Origin of the sequence: Variovorax sp. OAS795, from assembly GCF_040546685.1 — a bacterium.
In the GTDB taxonomy this organism is placed as follows: domain Bacteria; phylum Pseudomonadota; class Gammaproteobacteria; order Burkholderiales; family Burkholderiaceae_C; genus Variovorax.
Map to the genome: position 1 here is coordinate 638,314 of NZ_JBEPOH010000002.1, position 23,702 is coordinate 662,015.

The window sequence follows — 23,702 nt, forward strand, 5'->3', positions numbered from 1 at the left end:
CTTCTTTCACCCCAACGCACCAGGTCCAACCATGATCTTCAAACCCAGATTCATCAGCTTCGATTGCTACGGCACGCTCATCAACTTCGAGATGGGTCCGACCGCCAGAGTCCTGTTCAAGGACCGCGTACCGGCCGAACGGATGCCGGCATTCCTCGACAGTTTCAAGGCCTATCGCCTCGACGAGGTGCTCGGTGAATGGAAGCCCTTCTTCGACGTGGTGGAGAACGCCATCCAGCGCACCTGCAAGGCGCACGGCATCGAGTGCACCGCATCCGACGCCGCCGCTCTTTATGACGCCGTGCCGACCTGGCAGCCGCACCCGAACGTGGTCGAGGTGCTGAAGGCGATCGCACCGCACGTGCCGCTGGTGATCCTGTCGAACTCGATGACCGATCTCATCCCCCGCAGCGTCGCGCACCTCAAGGCGCCTTTCCACGCGGTCTACACCGCCGAGGAAGCGCGCGCGTACAAGCCGCGCATGCAAGCCTTCGAATACATGTTCGACCGGCTCGGCTGCGGGCCCGACCAGATGATGCATGTCTCGTCGAGCTTCCGCTACGACCTGATGACGGCGTCCGACCTGGGCTTCATGGCCAAGGCCTTCATCGACCGGAGCCACGAGCCCACGTCGACCGAATACGGCGTGAGCCGCTTGACGGACGTGCGCCAGCTTCCTGCGCTGCTCGGGCTCTGATGTTCAGCCCCGGACCCGAGGGCGCGATGCCCGAGAGGCGGTTGGACGAGGCCGCTGCGCTGAGCACGCCGGCGCCCGACCTCGCGTGCGCGGAGGTGCAGGCGCTGGTGGCCCGCCTGTACGGTATCGAGGGCCGCGCGACGCCGCTGGCCGGCGAGCGCGACCAGAACTGCGCGATCGAAGCCGCGGACGGCGCGCGCTACGTGTTCAAGATCGGCAACCCGTCGGAACCGGTGTCGCTGGTCGATTTCCAGATCGCCGCACTCGAGCACATCGCCCGCACATCGCCGAACCAGCCGGTGCCGCGGATCGTGCGGACACTGGACGGCCGCGCGCGCGACACCGTGGCGCTTGCGGGCGGCACCCGGACCAGCGTGCGCATGCTCACCTACCTGGAGGGCGTGCAGATCCGCGAGACACCGCGCACCGGCGCGCAGCGCATGGCGATGGGCCGGGGCCTGGCCGAACTGGACCTGGCCCTGCGCGGCTTCAGGCACCCCGCGGCCACGCACGACCTGCTGTGGAACGTGTCGGCCGCGCACCGCCTGACGACGCAGCTGGGCAGCCTGGCCGATGGACCGCGGCGCACGCTGGCGCAGGCGTTCATGACGCGCTTCACCGACCATGTGCTGCCCCGCCTTGCCTCGCTGCGGGCGCAGGTGATCCACAACGACTATCACCTCTACAACGTGCTGGTCGCGCCCGACGACCCGGCGCGCATCACCGGCATCATCGACTTCGGCGACATGCTGCATGCGCCATTGGTGGGCGAAGTGGCAACGGCCGCAGCCTTCCACATGAGCGGCAGCGCCGATCCGTTCGAAGGACCGGCGCAGTTCGTCGGCGCCTACCAGGCGGTACTGCCGCTGACGGAGCCGGAGCAAGAGGTCGTCGCCGACCTGATGGCAACGCGCCACCTCATCACGGCGTTGATCTCGGAGTGGCGCGCCTTGCGCTATCCCGAGAACCGCGCCTACATCATGCGTCACAACCCCGCGGCCTGGGAGGCGCTGTCGCAGATGGCGGACCTCTCCCGCCATGAAGCGCGCGAGCGCTTGCTGACCCCCACACGTACCGGAACCTCCCCATGAAAACCACCGCCGACTTCAACATGGTCAACGCCTACATCCCGGGCCGCGCCAACCTCGGGCCCACCACCGAGGCCATGATCGAGCGGCGCAATGCGCTGCTCGGCCCGGCCTACCGGCTGATGTACGAACACCCGCTGCACATCGTGCGCGGTGAGGGCGTCTGGCTGATGGACCCCGAAGGCCGGCGCTACCTCGATGTCTACAACAACGTCACCTCGCTCGGGCACTGCCACCCCGCGGTGACCGAGGCCATCTGCCGCCAGGTGCAGACGCTCGCGACCAACACGCGGTACCTGCACGACACCATCCTCGAACTGGCCGAACGGCTGCTCGCCAGCGTGCCGGGAACGGACCTTGCCCACCTGATGCTGACCTGCACCGGCAGCGAGGCCAACGACCTGGCCTACCGCATCGCCAAGGTGCGCACCGGCGGCACCGGGGTGATCGTCACCGACACTGCGTATCACGGCATCACCGACGCCGTGTCGCAGTTCTCGCCATCGCTGGGCGCGACCGTCGACCTGGGTCCGCACGTTCGCCTGGTGCCCGCGCCGCGGCAGTACCACGCCGGGGGCGCCGACCTTGGCGAGCGCTTCACGCGCGACGTGGAGGCGGCCATTGCCGACCTGCGGCGCCACGGCATCAAGCCGGCCGCATTGATCGTCGATTCGCTTTTCACCAGCGACGGCATCCTGCCCGGGCCCGCGGGCTTCCTGAAGGGTGCCGCTGAGGCCATCAGGCGCGCGGGCGGCCTGTTCATCGCCGACGAGGTCCAGCCGGGCTTCGGCCGCACCGGCGAGCACATGTGGGGCTTCCAGCGCCACGGCCTCGTTCCCGACATCGTCACGCTGGGCAAGCCGATGGGCAACGGCCAGCCGATTGCGGGCCTTCTTGCGACCGCCGACGCACTGGCCGAGTTCGGCACGCACTCGCGCTACTTCAACACCTTTGCCGGCAACACCGTCTCCTGCGCGGCGGCGCTGGCGGTGCTGGAAACCATCGAGCGGGACCGGCTGGTGCCGCACGCGGGCAAGGTCGGCAAATTGCTGCTCGATGGCATCGCGGACCTGGCCGCAAGGCACGAGGCCATCGGCGATGTGCGGGGCGCCGGGCTCTTCGTCGGCGTCGAGCTCGTCTCGGACCGCACGACACGCGCCCCGGACCGCGGCCTCACCAGCCGCGTGGTCAACCTGATGCGCGACAAGGGCGTGCTGCTCAGCGCCTGCGCCCAGGGGCACAACGTGCTCAAGATCCGTCCGCCGCTGGTGCTGTCGGCCGAGCAGGCAGGCATGGTGATCCAGGCGCTCGACGAGTCGCTCGACGAGGCAAGGCGCCTGCCGCGGACTTGACCCGTACCATGACGCCATGAGCTCGGCAGTTCCGTTCGACAGGTTCGACCTCAAGATTCTCGTGCACCTGCAGCGCGAGGGACGCTGCTCGAACGTCGACCTGGCGGCGTCGCTCGGTCTCAGCCCCAGCCCGTGTCTTCTTCGCACCAAGCGGCTGCAGGAGTGCGGGCTGATCCGTGGCTACGGCGCCGACATCGCGCTGGAAAAGCTCGGGGATCACGTCACCGTGTTCTCGGAGGTCACCCTCAGCAGCCACCGGCCGCATGACTTTCGCAAGTTCGAGCAGGCCGCTTCGCAGTACGAAGAGATTGTCGAGTGGTACAACGTCAGCGGCGGCTACGACTACCTGCTGAAGATCGTGGCACCGGGCGTCGGCTACTTCCAGGCGCTGATGGAGAAGATGCTGGAAGACGACATCGGCATCGAACGCTTCGCGAGCCGCATCGTCCTGCGCCAGTCGCTCGCACGCCGTGGGCATCCGCTGGGCATCATCGCGGATCAGAAGCGTTGGGAGTGATGGCCGTGAGCCTCACTCGAGCTTCATCCCCGCACTCTTGATCAGCGGGCCCCACTTGTCGCGCTCGCTGCGCGCGAAGCGGTCCAGGCTCTCGGGCGTGCCGCCAGCAGCCTCATGGCCGAGTTCCAGCAGGCGCTGCCGGGCCTCGGGCAGGGCCAGGATCTTCGCAATTTCCGCATTGAGTTTCTGAACGATGGCGGCAGGGGTTCCATGGGGCGCGTAGAGCCCGTTCCATGCAATGACCTGGAAGGCGTCCAGTCCCTGGGACGCTGCCGTCTGGGTGCCTGGCAGCAGCGCAGATTCCTTGAGGGAGGTCACCGCCAATGCCTTCAACTTGCCGCTGGCGATGAAGGGCCGCGCCGCGCTGGCCGTATCGATGGCCACCAGCACCTGTCCGCCCATGAGATCGGTCATCGAGGTGCCGGAGCCCTTGTACGGCACGGCCCGCATGAGCGCGCCGCTTTGCTTGTGGATGAGTTCCTGCACCAGGCGCGACGTCGTGCTCGGGAGCCCGACGTTGACGGCATCGGGTCGCGCCTTCGCATCGGCGAGCAGGTCGGCCAGCGTCTTGTACGGCGCGCTCGGGTTCGCAAGGACCACCATGGGGAACGTGCTGACCAATGCCACCGGGTCGAAGTCTTTCACCGGATCGAATGGCATCGAGGGATAGAGGAACTGGTTCAGCACATGCGTGCCGTTGGTCCCCATGAGCAGGGTGTAGCCATCGGGGGCGGCGCGCGCGGCTTCCGCGGCGCCGATGTTGCCGCCCGCGCCCGCACGGTTCTCCACCACCAGCGGCTGCCCGAGCGCACGGCCGAGCTGCTCGGCCAGGTAGCGCGTCGCGACGTCGGTCCCCTGCCCCGCCTGGTAGGGCACGACGATGCGTATCGGCTTGGTGGGATAGGTCTGAGCCAATGCGGATTGGCCAGAGAACGCCAGCAGGGCCAGCAAGATTCCAGTGATGCGCTTCATACATAGTCTCCAGATATTGTTGTGTGGGGCGTGCGCCCTGTCTCGCGGCGCTGCCTACGGGCAGACGCCGCTTTCCTGCAAGTGGTCGATGTGTCCTTCATCGAATCCGGCCTCGCCCAGGACCTCTCGCGCGTGTTGTCCGAAGCGCGGAGGAGGCCCGGTCGGCCGGCCCGGTGTCTGCGACAGGCGAACGGGAACTCCGATGCCCTGGTAGCCGTCGAGCTTCACCTGCATGCCGCGGTGCACGGCGTGCGGTTGCGAGAAGGCCTCGAGCACGGTGTGCACCGGTCCCACCGGCACGCCGCTTCGCATCAGCGTGCTGCACGCCGACTCTCGCGGCCATGCTGAAAGTACGAGTTCGATGCGGCCTCGCAGTTCATCGCGGTGCTGCAGCCTTGCGGCGTTGCTCGCAAAGCGCGGATCGTCGATCAGCTCGTCCAGCTGCATCACGCTGCAGAACTTCGCGAACTGGCGGTCGTTGAGAATGCCGAGAAAGACCAGTCCGTCCTGGCACTGGAATTTGTCGTACGGGGCAATGTTCGGATGCGCGCTGCCCCAGCAAGCCCGGAACCTGGTCGGAGTACATCCAGTTGGCCGCGTGCGGCACCAGCAGGCTCAATGCGGTGTCGAACAGCGTGGCCTCCACGCGCTGGCCGCAGCCCGTCCTGTCTCGGTGGTGCAGCGCCAGCAGGATGCCCGTGAGCGCGCTGTAGCCCGTCAGGTGATCGACGATGGGAATGCCCATGCGCGTCGGCCCCGACGACGGGTCGCCGTTGACGCTCATGATGCCGCACATTGCCTGCAGCACCGCGTCGTAGCCCGGCAGTCCGCCCAACGGGCCGTCCGCGCCGAAACCCGATATGGCGCAGTAGATCAGGCCCGGAAAGCGCGGCTTCAGTTCGTCCTCGAAGTCCAGCCCCCAGCGCTGCATCGTGCCGGGGATGAAGTTCTCCACCAGCACGTCGGCATCCTTCAGCAGATGCAGCAGCGTCTCGCGGCCTTCGGGGTGGGCCAGGTTCATGGCCATGCCGCGCTTGCCGCGGTTCACCGCCGTGAAGTAGGCCGCGTCGCCTTCTTCGTCGAACGGCGGGCCGAGCGTGCGCGTCTCGTCGCCCGAGGGCGGTTCGATCTTGATCACCTCGGCGCCATGGTCCGAAAGGATCTGGGTGCACAAGGGTCCAGCCAGGACCCTCGACAGGTCGATGACGCGCAGCCCGGCTAGCGCGCCGTGCCCAGGGGCACTTCGCTTGGACGAATTTGGCATGGCCGATCTCGAGAGGCACCGCCGCGGTGAACTGGCACGAGCCAGCCGCCGGGGCGATCCCGGTTGCTAATCAATGGGCACCCCGTGCGGGGTGCGATGGCTCAGCCGCGCGTGGGCAGCTCGACCACGCCGGAGCCGAGCACGGAAAGCTCGTCGTCCTGGTTGTGGGCTTCCTGCGAAATCTCCACCAGGTGGCGCCCGTTCTCGACGAACTTGCGCTTGACGTGCCCCTTGATAAACAGCATGTCGCCCTCGGGGTTGTGGCGGCGGATCTTGCAGTGCGCCTTGCGCAGGAAGCCGTCGTCGCCGGCCCAGTTGGTCAGGTGGTGCGTGAGCCACGAGGTGCGTTCGGGACCGTAGTCGTAGGCACCGGGTGCGCCGACTTCCAGTGCGAAGTCCTCTTCCCAGTGCACGCGCTCGGGCACGTCGGGAATGCCGAATCGGTTCGTGATGCCCACGCCGGGATGCGCGTCGATCAGCTTCCACGCCAGCTTGTTCGCGCGGATGTACAGGCCACCCCATCCCTGGGCATACGCGATGAAGCCCGTGACGGTCATCGGTCCCTTGAACATGGTCGGCAGCGCCTCGCCCTCCTTCACGTCCTCCCAGTAGCGCGCCGTGCTGCCCCGCACCTCCTCCTTGGCGTAGAGCTTGTAGGCCTCCTGGATTTCTTCGGGCGTGTAGCGGCGCGGCGCCTTCGCACGCACTTCCTTGTACTTGCTGCCCTGCTCGCGCGCATGGTCCCGCTCGGTGCGGAAGCACCAGCTGTCCGCCTCGGCGACCTTGTCGCCATGCTGGTTGAAGAAGTCGACGTGGTAGGTCTGCTGGACCGCGCGGCCGGCGAACCTGGTCTGGTGCTCGACCAGGTCCTTGAGATAGGCCTCGGTGCGGATCGTGTCGTTGCGGTTGACGGGCTTGTGCCACTCCCAGTCCGCGCCCGACCACATGGCATGCACCCCCGGCAGGCCGCCGACATAGCCGGAGACGATACGGCTGGTCGAGAACAGGAAGCTCGGCAGCGCGATGATGCCGCCGTATTTCGACTTGGCCGCGTAGTCGGGGTCGCACCAGAGCGGGTTGTCGTCGCCGATGCCGTGCGCGTAGTGCCGGATGTTGTCGCGCGTCGCTTCATAGCACCACGGCTCGGCGGTGGCGCCGATCTTCTGGCCGATGCGCTCGCGCAGTTCGTCCAGGCCGTTCTCGGTGATCTTGGGGAAGGTTCTTTCGGTGGTGGTGGTGGACATGCCGTCTCCTGTTGAATGAAATGAATGAAGGGGTGGGTCAGGAACTGGTTACGGCGCCGGAGGCTTCCTGCTCGCGCAGCTTCTTGCGGTGGATCTTTCCGGCCGGGGTCTTCGGCAGCTCCGTGACGAAGCTCACCTGCCGCGGGTATTCGTGCTGGCTCAGGCGGGTGCGCACTGCGTCCTGGATCTCCTCGACGAATTTCTCTCCCGCGGGCCGATCCGAAACGACGAACGCCTTGACGACCAGGCCGCGAAGCGCATCCGGTACGCCGATGGCCGCCGCCTCCTTGACGTCGGGGTGCTTGAGGATGGCGTCCTCGACCTCGACCGCGCCGATAGTCCAGCCAGCCGAGATGATCACGTCGTCGGCCCGGCCGCCGTGCCAGAAGTAGCCGTCCTCGTCGACCCGGCCCAGGTCCTTCGTCGCGACCCATTCGCCGCGGCGCCAGAGCTTGAGCTCGCCGGTCGCACCGGGCGCGCAAGGCTTGCCCTCGGCGTCCTGCACCTCGACGCGCAGCCCGGGAATCGGCTTGCCGAGCGAGCCGGCCTTGACGGGGAAGTCCGGTGCGCCGGGGTAGGACACGAGGCACACGCCGATCTCGGTCGTGCCGTACATGCTGCAAGCCTTGTGGCCGAAGGTCGCCTCGATGAACGCGGCGGTCTCGCTGTCGATCGGCTCGCCGGTGAAGGACACCTTCTCGAGGAAGTAGCGATGCTTCGAGGCCGCACCCGAGTTGCGCATCATCCGGTAGTGGGTCGCCGCGGCCGACAAGGTATTGAACCGATGCGTCTCCAGGGCCTGCAACAGCCGCTCGCCACTGAACTTGCCGGCATAGGCGCCGATCGTGACCCCCATGGCGAGCGGCGCCAGCGTGCCATGCCAGAGGCCATGGCCCCACGCCGGCGACGACGGACACATGAACCGGTCGCCAGGCCGCACGCCCGTGCCATACAGCGCCGCGAGCATCAGCGTCACGATGGCGCGGTGCGTGTGCTTGACCGCATCGGGCAACTCCCTCGTGGTCCCGGAGGTGTATTGAAAGATGGCGAGGTCGTCGGCTCGCGTATGGACCTCGAAGCTGGGCGAGAAGCGATCCAGTGACGCGAGGAATGCGTCGTCCGCCACGAGCACCTTCATGTCGTCGCGCGCGGGAACGACTTCCGACTTCTCGGTGTTGGTCACGACCAGGCGCGGCTTGCAGTCCTGCACCCGCAGGCGGATTCCGTCCGGACCGAACAGCGTGAACATCGGGACCGCAATGGCGCCCATCTTCATCGCGCCGAAGATCGCCACATAGAACGCCAGCGAAGGCTCGAGCATCACGGCGACGCGGTCACCCGCCTCGACACCCTCCTCGACAAGAAAGTGCGCGAACCGCGAGGAGGCCTCGGAGATCTGCCGGAAGCTGATCGATTCGTCCTCGCCCGCCGCCCGGACGAGCACGACGGCTTCGCCCGCATCGACATGGCGATCGATGCACTCGTGCGCAATGTTCATGACCTGCGCGTCGCCGTCGAAAAGCTCCCACAGGCGCGCCGCGCTGCAGTGGGCTTGCGCATCCGCATAGGAGGTGTAGTGCGTCAGGTTCGTCATGGCTGTCTCTCGTCTTTCTTGCTGATGGAGAGACTTTGCGCGTCTGGCGTTTTATTGTCAATAGCGTCCATGAATTGTCTATAGACAATTCATGGACGCGCACTTCGCTCGGAGCCGCGTCGATACCTGCTAAAGGTGCACCGGGCAAAGCGTCGTATGCTTTGCAAAACTCGTGACCTCCCACCGTATGCCCGCTGCCGCTCCACTCCCTCCCCCTGCCAGCAAGGGGCCTCGCGTTCGACCCGTGCCGGCGGTTTCTCGCGCGCTGGCCATCCTCCAGCTGCTGGCCAGGTCCCCCGAGCCGCTGACGCTCAAGTCGATTTCGGAAGGCCTCGCGCTGGTGACGAGTACGTGCCTGCACATCCTGCGTGTGCTCGTCGATGAAGGCATGGTCAAGGTCGAGCCGGGAACGAAGCGCTACAGCCTGGACGTCGGCGTGCTCTCCCTGGCACGCAGCGTGGCCGAGAACAATCCGTTTCCGGCCCGCATCCAGGCCGCGCTCGATCGGCTCTCCGAGGCGTGGAACGTCACCACGATCGGCGTCAAGGTCTCCGGGGTCGAGGACCTCGTGGTGCTTTCGCTGGCGCGCTCGCGCGGCCCTTTTCGGCTCTACGTGGAGGTGGGCAGCCGGTTCCCCGCACTCACCAGCGCGACGGGACGGCTGGTCTCCGCCTATGCCGACCTGTCAGACGCGGAGCTGGCCCGCCGCTTCAAGACCCTGGCCTGGGAGAACCCTCCCGAGCTCGAAACCTGGAAGAAGGAAGTGCGCGCGGCGCAACGCAAGGGATTCGCCATCGACCGTGGCAACTACATGAGCGGCATTACGGTGATTGCCGTTCCGATCTTCGACGCCCAGAAGCGCATGACGCACGCACTGGTCGCGCTCGGTGTGGCAGACCAGATGACGAGCGAGCGCACCAAGTCGCTGACGGTGGACCTGGTGCGAGAGGCAAAGGCATTGTCATGACCGGCACCGAGCCCCCGGGCGCTCCCGGCGACGCGATCGCCGCACTGCAGGAGGCCGGCTGGCGACAGCGCGCGCTGCGCGGCTTCGCAGACCGGATGGGGCCCTTGTGGACCCGGAAGGAAGCAGAGGGATGGGCCTACGGCATCCTTGCGACTTCGGACCATCTGAACCCGGGCGGGTTCGTTCACGGCGGTGTGCTCTGCGCCCTCTTCGACCACGTCGTCAGCGCTGTCGCCTGGGAGGCGGTCGGCCGCCGCGCCTGCGTGACGGTCCAGCTCAACACGCAGTTCCTCGCCGCGGCGTGCGAGGGACAGTTTCTCGAAGCACGCGGCCGCGTGGTGCGCGCGACGTCCACGCTGGTGTTCGTGGAAGGCACGCTGAATTGCGGCGACGCGGAATTGCTGCGGGGTTCCAGCGTGCAGAAGATCATGGGCTGAATGCAGCGGGCATAGCGATCGGGCAACGCTCAGCGCAAGTCGAACAGCGCCGCCGCATTGCCCCATGCCACGCGACGCGCCACGTCCGGAGGCAGGTCGCCAAGCCAGGTGCGGTAGCCGCGCATGATCTCGTCGTAGGCGCTCCAGCGCTGGTTCACCCAGGTGTCGGAGCCGATCACGAAGCGCTCCGGATACTTCAGGATCAGCGCGCGCCATTCGGGGCACAGCTTGCCGCCCTCGCAGGTCAGCCCCGGCCGGTACGAGAGCTCGCCCATCAGCAGCGGATAGCGCTCCAGCAGCGCCTGCACCCGCTCGACGGGTGCGCCGCCGATGCCGGTGTGCGCCCAGATGAGCCGCAGGTTCCTGCCCTTCGAAGGCGCGTGGGCCATCAGCAGGTCGATCGCCACGTCGTCCACGTGCGCAAGCACCGCGAGCTTCTGCCGCTCCGCGAGTGCGATCAGCTTCCTGGCCACCGGCCCGTTGGCATTCGCGCTCTCGTACAGGTGGAACTCGCCGATGCCGCGGTAAGGTCCGCTCGCGGTGCCGCGCGCGAGCTCGGCCAGCACCATCTCGTGGATGCTCTCGTCGCGGAACCAGTTGCTGTAGTCGTCTCGGTTGCGGTACAGGCGCACGAAGGGCACCACCGCGACGCCCGCCGCGCGGGTTTCGGGCGCCGCGGCCAAGGTCTGCGTGCCGGCGTTGGGCCGCGAATTGGCCACGATGGCCGCGACGTTGTTGCGCTGCATGCGCGCGAGCGCCTCGGCGGGCGGATAGGGTCCGGCGCTGCCGTCCCAGGCTTCCTGGTTGTAGTGCAGGTGCGTGTCGAACAGCGGGCCGTCGTAGGCCTGCGGGCTGCCCTGCGCGGACTGGCCGTGGGCAAGGGGCGGCACGGCACAGCAGGCGGCCAGGACAAGGGCGGTGAAAGGGGCGATGGCTCTCATGTGCTTTTGCGCGGCGATGGATCGGTGCGTCGTTCGGACACCCGATTCTGGCCCGCCGGCGCCGTAGGTCAAAACGCCCACTTCCCTCATTCGCCGCATCGCCGTGTAATAGCAGCACCTGACCGACACTGAACATCGACATGGAATCCCTCTTCCTCGCCCGCGTCCAGTTCGGCTTCACGATCTCGTTCCACATCATCTTTCCGGCGCTGACCATCGGTCTCGCGAGCTACCTGGCCGTGCTCGAAGGCCTGTGGCTGCGCACCGGACGGCAGGTGTACATCGACCTGTACCAGTTCTGGATCAAGGTCTTCGCGGTGGCCTTCGGGATGGGCGTGGTGTCGGGCCTGGTGATGGCCTACCAGTTCGGCACCAACTGGAGCAACTTCTCGCGCTTTGCCGGCGGCGTGACCGGGCCGCTGCTGGCCTACGAGGTGCTGACCGCGTTCTTCCTCGAAGCGGGATTCCTCGGCGTGATGCTGTTCGGGCGCGAGCGCGTGGGGCCTGGCCTGCACTTCGTTTCCACGCTGGCCGTGGCGGTGGGTACCCTCATTTCCGCCACGTGGATCCTCGCTTCCAACAGCTGGATGCAGACGCCGCAAGGCCACGAGATCATCGACGGCCGCGTGGTGCCGGTCGACTGGTTCAAGGTGATCTTCAACCCATCCTTTCCCTACCGGCTGGCGCACACCGTCACCGCAGCCTACCTTGCAACCGCGTTGATGGTGGGCGGCGCCGCGGCCTGGCACCTGCTGCGCGGCCATGACAACACGCGCGTGCGCACGATGCTCTCGATGGCCTTGTGGATGCTGCTCGCGGCGGCGCCGCTGCAGGCGCTCATCGGCGACCAGCACGGCCTCAACACGCTGGAGCACCAGCCCGCCAAGCTCGCAGCCATCGAAGGCCACTGGGAGCGCACGCCGGAAGGCGAGGGCGTGCCGCTGATTCTCTTCGGCTGGCCCGACATGAAGGCCGAGGTCACTCGCTTCGCGATCGAGATCCCGCGCGCGGGCAGCCTGCTGCTCGCGCACAGCTGGGACGGCCAGATTCCCGCGCTGAAGGAGTTCCCGCCCGAGGACCGGCCGAACTCGACCATCGTGTTCTGGACCTTCCGCGCAATGGTGGGCCTGGGCGTGCTGATGATCGCGCTCGCCTTCTGGGGGCTGTGGCTGCGCCGCGGGCAGCGGCTGTTCACGCAACGCGCGTTCCTGCGCCTGGCGGTGGCGCTCTCGCCCGCGGGCCTGGTGGCCATCCTGGCCGGCTGGTTCACCACCGAGATCGGCCGCCAGCCCTGGGTCGTGTACGGCCTGATGCGCACGGCCGATGCGGTGTCGCCGCAGCATTCGGCCTCGCAGGTCGGGTTCACGCTCGCACTGTTCGTCGTCGTGTACTTCATGGTCTTCGGCGCCGGCACGGCCTATGGGCTGCGGCTCATCGCCAAGGGCCCCACGGGCGGCCACGGCGATCCGCCCTTGCATGGCGGCCCGGGAGAACCGCGGCAACCCATGCGTCCGCTTTCAGCAGCCTCGGAGTCCGGCGATGGGCATTGATCTTCCGCTGATCTGGGCCGTGATCATCCTGTTCGGCATCATGATGTACGTGGTGATGGACGGCTTCGACCTCGGCATCGGCATCCTGTTTCCTTTCCTGCCGGCCAAGGAAGACCGCGACGTCATGATGAACACCGTGGCGCCGGTGTGGGACGGCAACGAGACCTGGCTCGTGCTCGGCGGCGCCGGACTGCTGGCGGCGTTTCCGCTGGCCTATGCGGTGATCCTCAGCGCGTTCTACCTGCCGCTCATCCTGATGCTCGTGGGGCTGGTGTTTCGCGGCGTCGCGTTCGAGTTCCGCTTCAAGGCGCGGCCGGGCAAGCGGCGCTGGTGGGACGCGGCGTTCATCGGCGGCTCGTTCACCGCCACCTTTTTCCAGGGCGTGACCCTGGGTGCGTTTCTCAACGGCCTGAAGGTGGTGGACGGCAACTTCGCCGGCGGCTCGTTCGACTGGGTCTCGCCGTTCTCGCTGTTCACCGGAATCGCGCTGGTGGCGGCCTATGCGCTGCTCGGCGCCACCTGGCTGGTGATGAAGACCGAAGGCCGCCTGCAGGAGCGCATGCGCAGCCTGGCGCGGCCTCTCGCGTGGCTGATGCTGGCCGTCATCGTCGCCATCAGCATCTGGACGCCGCTCGCGCACGAGGCGATCGCGACGCGCTGGTTCAGCCTGCCCAACCTGCTGTACTTTGCGCCGGTGCCGCTGCTCGTGGCGCTGGTGGTCTACAGGCTGCTGCTGGCACTGCGGGGCGATGGGCACGCGTCGCCCTTCGTGCTCACGCTGGCGTTGCTCTTCCTCGGCTATACGGGTCTCGGCATCAGCCTGTGGCCCCACGTCATTCCGCCGGACATCTCGATCTGGCAGGCGGCGGGGCCAGCGCAGAGCCTGGGCTTCGCGCTGGTGGGCGCGCTGCTGATCATCCCGGTCATCCTGATGTACACCGCGTGGAGCTACTGGGTGTTCCGCGGCAAGGTCCGCCATGGCGATGGCTACCACTGACGAGCGCGCAGGCAGCCGCAAGTGGCTGCGCCGCCTCGGCTGGCTCGGGGCCATCTGGCTCGCGAGCGTGGCATCGCTCTACCTCGTTGCCCTGCTGCTTCGCTTCCTCATGAGCGCGGTCGGCCTGGGCCGGTAAGCTGCGGCGGGGCATTTTCGAGCGACCGATCAACCGTTCTGGCAGCGCAGGCAGTGCTCGAAGAATGCATCGAGTTCGGTGGACTTGTCGAACACCGCGTCGGCGCCGAGCGCCAGGCATCGCTGGCGCATCTCGGGCGTGGGGTAGTTGGTCAGCACGACGACGTATTTGCCTTCGGGACGATCGCGGCAGGCGCGCAGGATCGTGAGGCCGGACCCCTCCCTGAGAAAGAGGTCGACGATCACAAGCTGCCAGGACGCATGGCGCTCCAGTGCCTCGATGGCCTCCTGGGCCGTATCGGCCAGCGCGACGACGTGGGCGTCGGCAAGCTCCTCCAAAGCGGGGACCAGGTTGTCCCGGATCGTCTGGCTGTCCTCGACAAGGATGGTGATGAGCGACATGCACGCGCTTTCAGCGCTAGAAGGAGGACCGGGTTGACTCAACCAGCAAGTCGCATCTTTCTAAGACTTATGTATCTTCTTCCTTGTAGGCTGGGCCCGCGACTTGCCGAAGGCGTGCAGGGCAGCCGCGGTGGAGTGTGCAGGGAGCCTCACGAAGTCTTCTTGGCGACTTCATCCAGGGTTTCAGCCACCTTCTCCAGCACGTCGGCGGACTTGGCGAGTTTCTTTTCGATTTGCTCCGTCTTTTCGATGGCGCGGTCCACTTCATCGGTGCGCGCGTCGGGCGCGATTTCCTTGTCGAGCACGACGTGAACGACGGCGAGTTCGTCCGCCGCTTCCTCCACCGACTTCTGTACGTCCTTGCTCTTGTCCAGTGCGCGCTTGATGGGATGCGCGTTGCCGCTCGCGGGTGATTTCGTGTCTGCCATTCGGTCTCCTTTGCAGTGCTTTCATCGTATATCGCAAGTGACGAAGCGTCGACATCGAATGACGGGCTTGAGCGCGCCGTGCACGACGATGTATCTATTCGTACATGCGCGCGCTCCGTCGGCCTACAGCAAAGCGGCGGTGGCAATCAACAATGCCGACATGGTGGAACCGGAAGAATCTGACCCGCAAGCCCTCGCGGCGCAAGCCGCGGAGTGGCGCCGGCGCGCACTTCGCGGGGACCGCCATGCACGCGGCATCGCCCACGCCCTCGAAGTCAAGGTGCGACGGCTTCGGGGCGCCGCGCCTCCCGCCAACCTTGACCTGGACACACGGCCTCTCGCGCCATGGGAGCCTGCGCGCCTGTGGTGGAGGCCCTGGCGGCGCGGCTGACCCGCGGCGGGTCCCGGCCCCGCACCAACAACCTACCCCGCGCATCGGCGCCGTCCGACAGGAGCAGGCCGGCCCGCGCGCACGCTGAAAGCGTCACGGGACAAACGCACGCGCCATGCGGTGCGCAGCAAAGGGGGATCATGAAGAACCGGACGGCTCACGAGGCGACCGTCACACTCAAGCTGCCATCCAGTGTGCAGGGCCGTGCACTGGTCGAGGCACTTCGACGTGGCGGCATTCCGGTCGATGCGCTGGGCAGCGTGGCTTCAGGCTATCTCTTCGTGCGAACCACCGGCCGCTTCGGCAAGCGGTCCAATACCTTTCGATGGTTTGCCGCCGACGGCAGCGAGGACCCGGTGGCATCGTTCGCTTCGCCCACAGCCGAAGAGAAGGTCGAAAACCAATCGACCGCCGCCAGCACGCCAGCGCTCATTCCTCCGCCCGCGCCACAGCGCTTGCCCACGCCGGTGAGCTACCTCAGGGTGTGGAAGGAACTCGAGCAGCGCGCACGCCGTGCGGAGGCCGAATTGCATGCGAAGCGCATCGCCTACTTCCGGGGGCTGGGGCCCGCGCCGGACACCGTCGACCGGGAACTCGTCAAGCGCGCGTGGGCCATTGCGACGCAGTGCCTCGCGGCTGCGAACGACGAGACGAGCTACCGCGATCCGGACGGCGAGCCGCTCGTGGATTTCATCGGGATGCCGGCCGGCGGAGTTCCCGAACCGTAGGACTTCTCCCCCGCCATTGACACTTCAACGCCATCACCGTACCGGGGCATGCTGCGCCATCAGCGCCGCGATCCAGTCGATGAACACACGCACCTTGGCGCTCACATGCCGGTTGGGCGGATACGCAACGTGGATGGGCATCGGGTCGAGTCGCCAATCCTCGAACAGCGGCACCAGTTCGCCGCGCGCCACCTGCGCCTGCGCCATGTAGTGCGGCAGCCAGAGCACGCCCAGGCCCGCGAGGCCGGCCGCGAGGTAGGCATTGCCGTCGTCGACCGCCAGCACGTAGCGGCCCTGCACCTCGATGCGCTCGCCACCCTCGCGGTGCAGGATGCAGGGCGTAACTTTTCCAGCGCGCGGCCAGTGGAAGCCCACGACCCGGTGGTGCGGGTGCTCCAACTCGCGCGGGTGCGCAGGCGAGCCCGCCCGCGCCAGGTAGGCCGGCGCCGCGTAGACCCCGAGCGGCAGGTCGCCCACGCGGCGCGCCATCAACGACGGGTCGGTGAGTTCGCCGCCCCGCACCACGCAGTCCACGTTCTCGCCGATCAGGTCGACCACGCGATCGCTCACGCCCATGTCGAACTGGATGTCGGGGTAGCGCGCATGGAATGTCGGCAGGGCCGGCACCAGGATGAAGCGCGCGAGCGGGCTGGGCACGTCCACGCGCAGCCGCCCCCTGGGCAGCGCCGACGCGCCCGAAAGGCTGGTTTCGGCGTCGTCCATGTCGCCCAGCAGGCGCACCACGCGCTCGTAGTAGGCCGCACCGTCGGCCGTGACGTTGACCTTGCGCGTGGTGCGGTTCAAAAGCCGAACGCGCAGGCGCGCTTCCAGCTGCTGCACCAGCTGCGTCACGCTGGTCTTGCTCATGTCCAGTGTCTCGGCAGCCTTGGTGAAGCTGCCCGTTTCCACCACGCGGGCAAACGCCTGCATCGCATCGAAACGGTCCATCTCTCGCTCCTGCCTCGAAGATTGTTTGGCCACCGCAAACAGTGATTATTGGCCTGGGCGGTTTATCTGCGGGATGCGAAACCCTAGAGTCCCTTCATCGCAATCACAGGGTCGGCTTCGGCCCGCACAGAAAGGTAGACCATGGCCAGCCGCGACGTCGTTTTTCCGCCCGGGCGCCGGGCGCTCTATGAAAGGAACCGCTATTCGCCGGCGATCCGGTCGAACGGCTTCCTCTTCGTTTCGGGCCAGGTCGGCAGCCGCGAGGACGGCTCACCCGAACCCGACCTGGAGGCGCAGGTCCACCTCGCATTCGGCAACCTGAACGCGGTCCTTGCGGCCGCGGGCTGCACCTTCGACGACGTGATCGACGTGACCGTCTTCATCGTCGATCCCGAATCCAAGTTCGAGAAGATCTGGCAGCTGGTGCCCGCCTATTGGGGCAACGCGCCGCACCCGACCCTGACGGGCGTCGGCGTGACGTGGCTCTATGGCTTCGACTTCGAGATCAAGGTGATTGCGAAGCTGCCGGAGGGTGCTTCGTGATGAAGTGCACAGCGTCGAGCCCCGCGATCCAGCTGCCCGGCAAGATCGATCCGGATGCCGGCAAGATACTCGGCATATTTCAATCACAGGTCCAAGACCAGGGAAAAGTTTGACACGCCGATTCAATGATCCTTCGAACAGGACGGGCTCAAGGGTGCTGATCTTGATGATGGTTGCCCTGGGTCTTGTACAGGGCTGTACGAAACCCGCCGACTCGATCATGAGCGACGAGGACTTCATGGCTCACTACAGGCAAACTTATCCCACAAACTACGCGGTCTATTTGGCCGCGCAAGATTTCTCCAACGAGCTCCACGGAAAAACCGCGCTTCGCATCAAGCCCGAGCTTCCAGACATCCGGGCCTTCTACGATACCTGCCCTGAAAAATTGACGGTCGATATCGGCTATCGAGGGCCGCTTGATCAGGCACCATTCGCCGGCGAGCGGAAGCCCGTCTTCATGGTGCATTGCATCGTCGAAGGCCAAGGCATGGAAGACAAGGTGCTGTGGTCCGCCAAGGTGCATTCCGTGCCGCCGCGCTACCCTTCGCGGCCCTGACCTCCGGGGACCCCCTCAACCGCGCCCCTGGATCATCTTCCAGCCGTTGCCCGACGGATCGCGAAAGCCCGCGTCCACGGTGCCGAAGCGTTCCACCGGCTCCTGCGTGAACTCCACTCCGCGCGCGCGCATGCGGTCGAAGGCCGCGCGGCAATCGGCCACGGTCAGCACCAGTGGCGGCATCGCGCCCTTCGCGACGATGGCGCGCACCGCCTCCGCCGTCGCCGCATCGAGCACGGGCGGTCCGGGCGTGAACAGCCCGAGCTGGAACGAAGGCTGCTCCGGATGCTGCACCGTGAGCCAGCGATAGTCGCCGTTCTTCACGTCGGTATGGACGCGAAAGCCCAGCTTCTCCACATAGAACGCCAGCGCCTCGTCCTGGTTGCGCACATACAAACCGACGACTTCAATGCCCTCTTTCATGAACTCTCCTGTTGTGGGGCCTCGTTTGTATCGCTTGCCGCCAGGCGCCGCTTCTCCGAAACTGCGGTCGCGAGATGGGGCCGGCGCGCGGCGCTCGCAATGCACAGGGGCACGCGGCCGATTTCTTCCTGGGCCGGCCTCCCGCGCGCGCGCACCGCGCTCGGGCTGTCGCCCGTGATGTCGCGGAAGGTGCGCCCGAAGGTGCCCAGGCTGGCCCAGCCCGTGTCGAAGGCGATGTCGGTGATGGGCAGGTCGGTTTCGCGCAGCAGCGCCATCGCACGCTCGATGCGTCGCGTCAGCAGGTAGCGGTGCGGCGGCACGCCGAAGGCCTGCTTGAACGATCGCGCGAAGTGGGCCTCGGACACGCCGCTCACCTGCGCCAGCCGCCCGACGGGCCACTCTTCATGCGAAGCGGCGTCGATGCGGTCCTTCGCGCGCAGCAGCCGGCGCAGCAGGTCGGGATCCTGGGTGTCGGCGGGCAATGAGCCTCTCCGCGCGCGCCGCGCCTCAAGCCACCGGCGGCAAGCGGTCCAGCAGCTTGTCGAGCGTGATCGGGTAGTTGCGCACGCGAACGCCGGTCGCGTTGTAGACGGCGTTGGCCACCGCCGCGGCGACGCCGCACATGCCCAGCTCGCCCACGCCCTTGGCCTTCATCGGCGAAGAGATCGGGTCCGTCTCGTCGAGGAAGATCACCTCCTGGTGAGGGATGTCGGCGTGCACCGGCACCTCGTAGCCCGCGAGGTCGTGGTTGACGAAGAAGCCGTGCCGCTTGTCCAGTGCCAGCTCTTCCATCAGCGCACCACCCACGCCCATGGTCATGGCACCGATCACCTGGCTGCGGGCCGACTTGGGATTCAGGATGCGGCCGGCCGCGCACACCGCGAGCATGCGCCGCACGCGGATCTCGCCGGTGGCGGCGTCCACGCCCACCTCCACGAAATGCGCGCCGAAGGTGGACTGCTGGTATTTCTTGTCCAGGTCGCCGTACTCGATGAAATCCTCGGCGGCGAGGCCGTTCGAGCCGGCCGCTTCGGCCAGCGGCACCACGCGCTCGCCGCCGCGCACCATGCCGCCCGAGAACTCCGCATCGGCCACGGCAAGACCCAGCTTGCGCGCCACGGCTTCGCGCAGCTTCATGCAAGCCGCGTAGACACCCGAGGTCGAATTGTTGGCGCCCCACTGCCCGCCCGAGCCCGCCGAGGCGGGGAAGGCCGAGTCGCCCAGGCGCACCAGCACCTTGTCGAGCGGCACGCCCATGGTTTCGGCCGCGGTCTGCGCAATGATGGTGTAGGAGCCGGTGCCGATGTCGGTCATGTCGGTCTCGACCGTGACCATGCCCCGGTTGTCCAGCCGCACGCGCGCGGCGGACTTCGTCAGCAGGTTGTTGCGGAAGGCCGCGGCCACGCCCATTCCCACCAGCCAGCGTCCGTCGCGCAGCTGCGCCGGCGTTGGATTGCGCTTGCTCCAGCCGAAGCGCTCGGCCCCGGTGCGAAGGCACTCGATGAGCTTGCGCTGCGAATAGGGGCGCTCGGGCTTTTCCGGATCGACCTGCGTGTCGTTGAGTACGCGGAACTCGAGCGGATCGATGCCAAGCTTCTCGGCCATCTCGTCCATGGCGATCTCCAGCGCCATCATGCCCGGCGCCTCGCCGGGTGCGCGCATCGCGTTGCCCTCGGGCAGGTCGAGCACGGCCAGCCGCGTGGTCGTCAGCCGGTTGGCACCGGCGTACAGCAGCCGGGTCTGGTTGACGGCTGTTTCCGCCTGTCCGCCCGGCAGGTCGCCGGACCAGCCCTCGTGCGCGATGGCGGTGATCTTGCCGTCCTTCGCGGCGCCGATCCGGATGCGCTGGATGGTCGCCGGCCGGTGCGTGGTGTTGTTCATCACCAGGGGCCGCTGCAAGGCCACCTTGACCGGCCGCTTCGCTGCCCGCGCGCCGAGCGCCGCAAGCACCGCATCCACGCGCACGAACAGCTTGCCGCCGAATCCGCCGCCGATGAAAGGCGAGACCAGCCGCACGTTGGCCTTGGGAATGCCCAGCGTCTTGGCCACGTCGCCGACGCCCCAGGCGATCATCTGGTTCGATGTCCAGAGGGTGAGCTTGTCGCCCTTCCATTGGGCGATGGAGGCATGCGGCTCCATCATCGCGTGCGACTCGTCGGGGGTGGTGTAGGTCGCATCCATCTGCACGGCGGCCGCCGCGTAGGCGCCGGGGAAATCGCCGGTCCTGGTCTCCGGCTCGCCCGAAAAAGGATTGGGCTTGGGCATCTGCGCCGCGTCCTTTTCGGCGGACAGGTCGAAGCGGCCCGGCGTGCGCGTGTACGCAATGCGCACCAGCTGCGCCGCCGCGCGCGCCTGCTCGAAGCTGTTGGCCACGACGAGCGCCACCGCCTGGTGGTAGTGGTCGATCTCGGGTCCGCCAAGCAGCTTGGCGGTGTTGAAGTCGCCCTTGCCGAGCTTGCCGGCATTGCGCGCGGTGACGATGGCCAGCACGCCCGGCGCCGCGCGCGCGGCCGTCAGGTCGATCGAGGCGATGCGGCCCTTGGCGATGCCGGCGCCCACCACGTAGCCGTAGGCGGCGTTGGGCACCTCGCTGTGGCGTTCGTAGGCATAGCGTGCGGAGCCGGTGGTCTTCAGCGGCCCGTCGATCCGGTCGGTCGGCTTGCCGATGATCTTGAGCTGGTCGATGGGGTTGGTGGTGGCGGGTGTGTCGAATTTCATGCTCAGCTCCTCGCTTGCACCAGCGCCGCGGCCAGCGCGCGCTCGGCCAATGGCAACTTGAATGCGTTCTCGTGCGTCGGCTGCGCACCGGCCAGCAACTGTGCGGCCACCGCCCTGGCACCCTGCGGCATTGCGGCCTCTGCCGCCTCGACGCGCCACGGCTTGTGCGCCACCCCGCCCAGCGCCACGCGGCCCGAGCCGTCGCGCTGCACGATCGCGGCGACGGACACCAGCGCGAAGGCGTAGGAGGCGCGGTCGCGCACCTTGCGGTAGACGTGCGTGCCGCCGATGGGCCTTGGCAGCGTCACGCCGGTGATCAGCTCGTCGCGCGCCAGCGTGGTCTCGATGTGCGGGGTGTCGCCCGGCAGCCGATGGAAATCGGCGATCGGGATCACGCGCGTGCGGCCGTCGGGGCGCACCGTTTCCACCGCCGCGTCGAGCACGCGCATCGCCACGGCCATGTCGCTCGGATGCGTCGCGATGCAGGCCTTGCTCGTGCCGATCACCGCGTGCTGGCGCGTCACGCCGCCGATGGCGCTGCAGCCGCTGCCGGGTTGGCGCTTGTTGCAGGGCTGGTCCGTGTCGTAGAAGTAGGGGCAGCGCGTGCGCTGCAGCAGGTTGCCGGCGGTCGTTGCCTTGTTGCGCAACTGGCCCGAAGCCCCGGCCAGCAGTGCGCGCGACAGCACGCCGTAGTCGCGGCGCACCCGCTCGTCGGCCGCCAGGTCGGTGTTGCGCACCATGGCGCCGATGCGCAGGCCGCCGTCCGTCGTGGGCTCGATCCTGTCCAGCGCCAGGCCGTTCACGTCGACCAGGTGCGTGGGCGCCTCGATCTGCAGCTTCATCAGGTCCAGCAGGTTGGTGCCGCCGGCAATGAACTTGGCACCTGGGCTTTGCGCCACGGCCGCAGCCGCCTGCGCCGGCGACTGCGCGCGCTCATAGGTGAATGGCTTCATGTGCGGCTCCCCGCCACCTCGGTGATGGCATCGACGATGTTGGAGTAGGCGCCGCAGCGGCAGATGTTGCCGCTCATGCGCTCGCGCAGCTCGTCGGCCGACAGCAGCGGGCGCGCCGTGAGGTCGGCGCTCGCGTGGCTCGGCACCCCGCGCTTGATTTCGTCGAGCACGGCCACGGCCGAGCAGATCTGCCCGGGGGTGCAATAGCCGCACTGGTAGCCGTCGTGCTTGACGAAGGCGGCCTGCAGCGGATGCATGTTCTGCGGCGTGCCGAGTCCTTCGATGGTGGTGACCTGCCCGCCGTCGTGCATGACGGCGAGCGACAGGCACGCGTTGATCCGCCGGCCGTCGGCAATGACGGTGCAGGCGCCGCACTGGCCGTGGTCGCAGCCTTTCTTGGTGCCGGTCAGGTGCAGGTGCTCGCGCAGCGCATCGAGCAGGGTCGTGCGCGTGTCGAGTTCGAGCGCGTGGGTCTGGCCGTTCACGTTCAGCGACAGCCTGGCGCGCGGGATCGCCGAGGCCGAGGCCGCGGGTGCGGCCTGCGCCGCCGCGGCGGGCGCGGAGGAAGAAACCGCCGCCGCGGTGGCGGCGCCCACAATGAGGGCGCCGCGCCGCGAGATCAGGGGGTTGGTGGGACTGTCCATGTCAGCTCCTGTTGTTCGAAGTTCGAGGCAAGTCGTGGGGAAATGCGCCGGCTGCGAGCGGGCGCCCTGATCGCCATTCTTCTAGACCTGCGAGGCGATGGATAGCGCATTTCGCTCGTTTTCTTGCCTGATCCGATGAGGCCGCAGCATGCTGTGGACCTAAGTTCTCACGCGTGATCCGGCAACGCCTGCTTGTGCCCGTCGACGCCCCTGGCGCCGCCGCGCAGCACGCCGATGTCGCGCTTGGGCGGCGCGCCGAACAGGCGGCTGTACTCGCGGCTGAACTGCGAAGGGCTTTCGTAGCCGACCCTGAAAGCCGCGCTCGCCGCATCGAGGTGCTCGGCCAGCATCAGGCGCTTCGCCTCGTTCAGCCGCAGCCACTTCTGGTACTGCAACGGGCTCATGGCGGTGAGCTGGCGAAAGTGGTGGTGGAAGGTCGGCGTGCTCATCCGCACGCGCAGCGCGAGTTCGTCGACGCGAAGCGGCAGGGCGTAGTTCAGCGTGAGCCAGTCGATCGCCCTGGCGATGCGGTGGCCCTGTCCATCGACCGACGCGATCTGCCGCAGCTTGCCGGCCTGGTCGCTTGCCAGCAGCCGGTAGTGGATCTCGCGGCAGATCATCGGCGCGAGAACCGGGATGGCTTCGGGCTCGTCCAACAGCGCCAGCAGCCGCGCGATCGGTGCCAGCAGCGCCGGCGTCGCGGTTCCGATGCCCACGCCCGCACCGCCCGGGCGATCGCGTTGCGACGGCAGGTTGCCTTGCGCGATCAGCTCGGCCAGCACGCGCACATCGAGCTTGAGCAGCAGGCCGAGGCAAGGCTGCTGTGCGCTTGCCAACCTGACCTCCGAATTGGCGGGCAGGTTCAGCGATGTCACCAGGAATTGCGAGGTGTCGTAGGGATAGGCCTCGCCGCCGACCCACATCTGCTTGGCGCCCTGGGCGACGAGGACGATGCTCGGCGCGACCATGCAGGCGGCAGGCGGCGCAGGCGCATCGCGCCGGAAGAAGCCGAGTCCCGGAATCGGCGTTTCGAAGTCGCCCGCACCCGGGGTGCGCGCGCCGATGATCTGCGCCATCGCTTCCTGCAGTTGCCTGCACTGTGCTGCCGCATCGGTGTGTCTGGGTGCCATGTTGCCTGGAGCCTCCACGACGACTCTAACGCCCAAGCGGGCCCGCATCCACAAAAGAGGGACGATGCCAGAGGATCGGG

General features: G+C 67.4%; 27 protein-coding genes. 12 read left to right on the forward strand and 15 right to left on the reverse strand.

Going from position 1 to position 23,702, the window contains the following annotated elements; all coding sequences use genetic code 11:
• Positions 1 to 31 precede the first annotated feature (31 nt).
• The 4 genes from ABID97_RS28590 to ABID97_RS28605 are packed head-to-tail and all read left to right on the forward strand — an operon-like array spanning position 32 to position 3,654.
• Positions 32 to 697 carry a haloacid dehalogenase type II gene (locus ABID97_RS28590; RefSeq protein ID WP_354402858.1) on the forward strand — a complete coding sequence of 222 codons (666 nt, stop codon included), beginning with the start codon at positions 32 to 34 and terminating at the stop codon, positions 695 to 697.
• On the forward strand, positions 697 to 1,788 hold the full coding sequence (locus ABID97_RS28595; protein WP_354402859.1) for a phosphotransferase: 1,092 nt from the start codon (positions 697 to 699) through the stop codon (positions 1,786 to 1,788). The genes ABID97_RS28590 and ABID97_RS28595 overlap by 1 nt, the downstream gene beginning before the upstream one ends.
• Positions 1,785 to 3,137 (forward strand): aspartate aminotransferase family protein, encoded by a 1,353-nt coding sequence (locus ABID97_RS28600; RefSeq protein ID WP_354402860.1) that lies wholly within the window; start codon positions 1,785 to 1,787, stop codon positions 3,135 to 3,137. Before ABID97_RS28595 ends, ABID97_RS28600 begins: the two co-directional genes overlap by 4 nt.
• 16 nt (positions 3,138 to 3,153) lie before the next feature.
• The gene (locus tag ABID97_RS28605) at positions 3,154 to 3,654 is read left to right on the forward strand and encodes an Lrp/AsnC family transcriptional regulator (protein ID WP_354402861.1); all 501 of its coding nucleotides are present in this window, start codon (positions 3,154 to 3,156) and stop codon (positions 3,652 to 3,654) included.
• A 12-nt stretch (positions 3,655 to 3,666) separates the two neighbouring features.
• On the opposite strand, the gene ABID97_RS28610 is transcribed toward ABID97_RS28605, so the two are convergent.
• The 5 genes from ABID97_RS28610 to ABID97_RS28630 all read right to left on the reverse strand — a co-directional run bounded on the left by ABID97_RS28610 (position 3,667) and on the right by ABID97_RS28630 (position 8,728).
• Complete coding sequence (locus ABID97_RS28610; protein ID WP_354402862.1) at positions 3,667 to 4,626, reverse strand: Bug family tripartite tricarboxylate transporter substrate binding protein; 960 nt, start codon at positions 4,624 to 4,626, stop codon at positions 3,667 to 3,669.
• A gap of 54 nt (positions 4,627 to 4,680) precedes the next feature.
• Positions 4,681 to 5,112: a CoA transferase gene (locus ABID97_RS28615; protein WP_354403080.1), complete on the reverse strand. Its 432-nt coding sequence runs from the start codon at positions 5,110 to 5,112 to the stop codon at positions 4,681 to 4,683.
• Positions 5,003 to 5,890, reverse strand: coding sequence for a CaiB/BaiF CoA transferase family protein (locus tag ABID97_RS28620; protein ID WP_354402863.1), 888 nt, complete (start codon positions 5,888 to 5,890; stop codon positions 5,003 to 5,005). The genes ABID97_RS28615 and ABID97_RS28620 overlap by 110 nt, the downstream gene beginning before the upstream one ends.
• Positions 5,891 to 5,991: 101 nt before the next feature.
• Positions 5,992 to 7,134 carry an FAS1-like dehydratase domain-containing protein gene (locus ABID97_RS28625; protein ID WP_354402864.1) on the reverse strand — a complete coding sequence of 381 codons (1,143 nt, stop codon included), beginning with the start codon at positions 7,132 to 7,134 and terminating at the stop codon, positions 5,992 to 5,994.
• A gap of 37 nt (positions 7,135 to 7,171) precedes the next feature.
• On the reverse strand, positions 7,172 to 8,728 hold the full coding sequence (locus ABID97_RS28630) for an acetate--CoA ligase (RefSeq protein ID WP_354402865.1): 1,557 nt from the start codon (positions 8,726 to 8,728) through the stop codon (positions 7,172 to 7,174).
• Between the two features lie 244 nt (positions 8,729 to 8,972).
• Here ABID97_RS28630 and ABID97_RS28635 point away from each other — a divergent pair, with 244 nt between their 5' ends.
• Positions 8,973 to 9,695 carry an IclR family transcriptional regulator gene (locus tag ABID97_RS28635; protein ID WP_354402866.1) on the forward strand — a complete coding sequence of 241 codons (723 nt, stop codon included), beginning with the start codon at positions 8,973 to 8,975 and terminating at the stop codon, positions 9,693 to 9,695.
• Positions 9,692 to 10,132, forward strand: coding sequence for a PaaI family thioesterase (locus ABID97_RS28640; protein WP_354402867.1), 441 nt, complete (start codon positions 9,692 to 9,694; stop codon positions 10,130 to 10,132). The genes ABID97_RS28635 and ABID97_RS28640 overlap by 4 nt, the downstream gene beginning before the upstream one ends.
• A 29-nt stretch (positions 10,133 to 10,161) precedes the next feature.
• Here ABID97_RS28640 and ABID97_RS28645 read toward each other — a convergent pair whose 3' ends face one another.
• Positions 10,162 to 11,073, reverse strand: coding sequence for an amidohydrolase family protein (locus tag ABID97_RS28645; protein WP_354402868.1), 912 nt, complete (start codon positions 11,071 to 11,073; stop codon positions 10,162 to 10,164).
• Between the two features lie 140 nt (positions 11,074 to 11,213).
• On the opposite strand from ABID97_RS28645, the gene ABID97_RS28650 reads away from it, so the two are divergent.
• The 3 genes from ABID97_RS28650 to ABID97_RS28660 are packed head-to-tail and all read left to right on the forward strand — an operon-like array spanning position 11,214 to position 13,756.
• Entirely contained in the window at positions 11,214 to 12,623 is a 1,410-nt protein-coding gene (locus ABID97_RS28650) for a cytochrome ubiquinol oxidase subunit I (RefSeq protein WP_354402869.1), read from the forward strand.
• Positions 12,613 to 13,620, forward strand: coding sequence for a cytochrome d ubiquinol oxidase subunit II (gene cydB / locus ABID97_RS28655; protein WP_354402870.1), 1,008 nt, complete (start codon positions 12,613 to 12,615; stop codon positions 13,618 to 13,620). The genes ABID97_RS28650 and cydB overlap by 11 nt, the downstream gene beginning before the upstream one ends.
• Positions 13,607 to 13,756 (forward strand): DUF2474 domain-containing protein, encoded by a 150-nt coding sequence (locus ABID97_RS28660; protein WP_354402872.1) that lies wholly within the window; start codon positions 13,607 to 13,609, stop codon positions 13,754 to 13,756. The genes cydB and ABID97_RS28660 overlap by 14 nt, the downstream gene beginning before the upstream one ends.
• Positions 13,757 to 13,785: 29 nt before the next feature.
• On the opposite strand, the gene ABID97_RS28665 is transcribed toward ABID97_RS28660, so the two are convergent.
• Positions 13,786 to 14,157 carry a response regulator gene (locus ABID97_RS28665; protein ID WP_354402873.1) on the reverse strand — a complete coding sequence of 124 codons (372 nt, stop codon included), beginning with the start codon at positions 14,155 to 14,157 and terminating at the stop codon, positions 13,786 to 13,788.
• Positions 14,158 to 14,306: 149 nt separating this feature from the next.
• The gene (locus ABID97_RS28670; protein WP_354402875.1) at positions 14,307 to 14,585 is read right to left on the reverse strand and encodes a hypothetical protein; all 279 of its coding nucleotides are present in this window, start codon (positions 14,583 to 14,585) and stop codon (positions 14,307 to 14,309) included.
• A 531-nt stretch (positions 14,586 to 15,116) separates the two neighbouring features.
• Here ABID97_RS28670 and ABID97_RS28675 point away from each other — a divergent pair.
• The gene (locus ABID97_RS28675; RefSeq protein WP_354402877.1) at positions 15,117 to 15,704 is read left to right on the forward strand and encodes a hypothetical protein; all 588 of its coding nucleotides are present in this window, start codon (positions 15,117 to 15,119) and stop codon (positions 15,702 to 15,704) included.
• Between the two features lie 33 nt (positions 15,705 to 15,737).
• On the opposite strand, the gene ABID97_RS28680 is transcribed toward ABID97_RS28675, so the two are convergent.
• A complete protein-coding gene (locus ABID97_RS28680) occupies positions 15,738 to 16,652 on the reverse strand; it encodes a LysR family transcriptional regulator (RefSeq protein ID WP_354402878.1) in 915 nt (304 codons plus the stop codon).
• 141 nt (positions 16,653 to 16,793) lie between these two features.
• Between ABID97_RS28680 and ABID97_RS28685 the strand changes: the two genes are divergently transcribed.
• Positions 16,794 to 17,195, forward strand: a complete 402-nt coding sequence (locus tag ABID97_RS28685) for a RidA family protein (protein WP_354402879.1) — start codon at positions 16,794 to 16,796, stop codon at positions 17,193 to 17,195.
• A gap of 220 nt (positions 17,196 to 17,415) precedes the next feature.
• Positions 17,416 to 17,754 carry a hypothetical protein gene (locus tag ABID97_RS28690; RefSeq protein WP_354402880.1) on the forward strand — a complete coding sequence of 113 codons (339 nt, stop codon included), beginning with the start codon at positions 17,416 to 17,418 and terminating at the stop codon, positions 17,752 to 17,754.
• A 15-nt stretch (positions 17,755 to 17,769) separates the two neighbouring features.
• On the opposite strand, the gene ABID97_RS28695 is transcribed toward ABID97_RS28690, so the two are convergent.
• The 6 genes from ABID97_RS28695 to ABID97_RS28720 form a co-directional block, all read right to left on the reverse strand.
• Positions 17,770 to 18,177 (reverse strand): VOC family protein, encoded by a 408-nt coding sequence (locus ABID97_RS28695; RefSeq protein ID WP_354402881.1) that lies wholly within the window; start codon positions 18,175 to 18,177, stop codon positions 17,770 to 17,772.
• Positions 18,174 to 18,659, reverse strand: coding sequence for a helix-turn-helix transcriptional regulator (locus ABID97_RS28700; protein ID WP_354402882.1), 486 nt, complete (start codon positions 18,657 to 18,659; stop codon positions 18,174 to 18,176). Before ABID97_RS28700 ends, ABID97_RS28695 begins: the two co-directional genes overlap by 4 nt.
• A gap of 25 nt (positions 18,660 to 18,684) precedes the next feature.
• The gene (gene paoC / locus ABID97_RS28705; protein ID WP_354402884.1) at positions 18,685 to 20,895 is read right to left on the reverse strand and encodes an aldehyde oxidoreductase molybdenum-binding subunit PaoC; all 2,211 of its coding nucleotides are present in this window, start codon (positions 20,893 to 20,895) and stop codon (positions 18,685 to 18,687) included.
• A 2-nt stretch (positions 20,896 to 20,897) separates the two neighbouring features.
• A complete protein-coding gene (locus ABID97_RS28710) occupies positions 20,898 to 21,848 on the reverse strand; it encodes an FAD binding domain-containing protein (protein WP_354402885.1) in 951 nt (316 codons plus the stop codon).
• On the reverse strand, positions 21,845 to 22,492 hold the full coding sequence (gene paoA / locus ABID97_RS28715) for an aldehyde dehydrogenase iron-sulfur subunit PaoA (protein WP_354402886.1): 648 nt from the start codon (positions 22,490 to 22,492) through the stop codon (positions 21,845 to 21,847). The genes ABID97_RS28710 and paoA overlap by 4 nt, the downstream gene beginning before the upstream one ends.
• A gap of 167 nt (positions 22,493 to 22,659) precedes the next feature.
• Entirely contained in the window at positions 22,660 to 23,622 is a 963-nt protein-coding gene (locus tag ABID97_RS28720) for an AraC family transcriptional regulator (RefSeq protein ID WP_354402887.1), read from the reverse strand.
• Between the last annotated feature and the right edge of the window lie 80 nt (positions 23,623 to 23,702).

What these genes read in the sequence shown, in the direction of transcription:
- ABID97_RS28650 (WP_354402869.1), top strand. Translation starts at nt 11,214, where the DNA reads ATGGAATCCCTCTTCCTCGCCCGCGTCCAGTTCGGCTTCACGATCTCG.
- ABID97_RS28605 (WP_354402861.1), top strand. Translation starts at nt 3,154, where the DNA reads ATGAGCTCGGCAGTTCCGTTCGACAGGTTCGACCTCAAGATTCTCGTG.
- ABID97_RS28710 (WP_354402885.1), bottom strand. Translation starts at nt 21,848, where the DNA reads ATGAAGCCATTCACCTATGAGCGCGCGCAGTCGCCGGCGCAGGCGGCT.
- cydB (WP_354402870.1), top strand. Translation starts at nt 12,613, where the DNA reads ATGGGCATTGATCTTCCGCTGATCTGGGCCGTGATCATCCTGTTCGGC.
- ABID97_RS28600 (WP_354402860.1), top strand. Translation starts at nt 1,785, where the DNA reads ATGAAAACCACCGCCGACTTCAACATGGTCAACGCCTACATCCCGGGC.
- ABID97_RS28645 (WP_354402868.1), bottom strand. Translation starts at nt 11,073, where the DNA reads ATGAGAGCCATCGCCCCTTTCACCGCCCTTGTCCTGGCCGCCTGCTGT.
- paoA (WP_354402886.1), bottom strand. Translation starts at nt 22,492, where the DNA reads ATGGACAGTCCCACCAACCCCCTGATCTCGCGGCGCGGCGCCCTCATT.
- ABID97_RS28720 (WP_354402887.1), bottom strand. Translation starts at nt 23,622, where the DNA reads ATGGCACCCAGACACACCGATGCGGCAGCACAGTGCAGGCAACTGCAG.
- ABID97_RS28660 (WP_354402872.1), top strand. Translation starts at nt 13,607, where the DNA reads ATGGCTACCACTGACGAGCGCGCAGGCAGCCGCAAGTGGCTGCGCCGC.
- ABID97_RS28685 (WP_354402879.1), top strand. Translation starts at nt 16,794, where the DNA reads ATGGCCAGCCGCGACGTCGTTTTTCCGCCCGGGCGCCGGGCGCTCTAT.
- ABID97_RS28675 (WP_354402877.1), top strand. Translation starts at nt 15,117, where the DNA reads ATGAAGAACCGGACGGCTCACGAGGCGACCGTCACACTCAAGCTGCCA.
- ABID97_RS28680 (WP_354402878.1), bottom strand. Translation starts at nt 16,652, where the DNA reads ATGGACCGTTTCGATGCGATGCAGGCGTTTGCCCGCGTGGTGGAAACG.
- ABID97_RS28595 (WP_354402859.1), top strand. Translation starts at nt 697, where the DNA reads ATGTTCAGCCCCGGACCCGAGGGCGCGATGCCCGAGAGGCGGTTGGAC.
- ABID97_RS28665 (WP_354402873.1), bottom strand. Translation starts at nt 14,157, where the DNA reads ATGTCGCTCATCACCATCCTTGTCGAGGACAGCCAGACGATCCGGGAC.
- ABID97_RS28695 (WP_354402881.1), bottom strand. Translation starts at nt 18,177, where the DNA reads ATGAAAGAGGGCATTGAAGTCGTCGGTTTGTATGTGCGCAACCAGGAC.
- ABID97_RS28640 (WP_354402867.1), top strand. Translation starts at nt 9,692, where the DNA reads ATGACCGGCACCGAGCCCCCGGGCGCTCCCGGCGACGCGATCGCCGCA.
- ABID97_RS28625 (WP_354402864.1), bottom strand. Translation starts at nt 7,134, where the DNA reads ATGTCCACCACCACCACCGAAAGAACCTTCCCCAAGATCACCGAGAAC.
- ABID97_RS28620 (WP_354402863.1), bottom strand. Translation starts at nt 5,890, where the DNA reads ATGCCAAATTCGTCCAAGCGAAGTGCCCCTGGGCACGGCGCGCTAGCC.
- ABID97_RS28690 (WP_354402880.1), top strand. Translation starts at nt 17,416, where the DNA reads ATGAGCGACGAGGACTTCATGGCTCACTACAGGCAAACTTATCCCACA.
- ABID97_RS28610 (WP_354402862.1), bottom strand. Translation starts at nt 4,626, where the DNA reads ATGAAGCGCATCACTGGAATCTTGCTGGCCCTGCTGGCGTTCTCTGGC.
- ABID97_RS28590 (WP_354402858.1), top strand. Translation starts at nt 32, where the DNA reads ATGATCTTCAAACCCAGATTCATCAGCTTCGATTGCTACGGCACGCTC.
- ABID97_RS28670 (WP_354402875.1), bottom strand. Translation starts at nt 14,585, where the DNA reads ATGGCAGACACGAAATCACCCGCGAGCGGCAACGCGCATCCCATCAAG.
- paoC (WP_354402884.1), bottom strand. Translation starts at nt 20,895, where the DNA reads ATGAAATTCGACACACCCGCCACCACCAACCCCATCGACCAGCTCAAG.
- ABID97_RS28630 (WP_354402865.1), bottom strand. Translation starts at nt 8,728, where the DNA reads ATGACGAACCTGACGCACTACACCTCCTATGCGGATGCGCAAGCCCAC.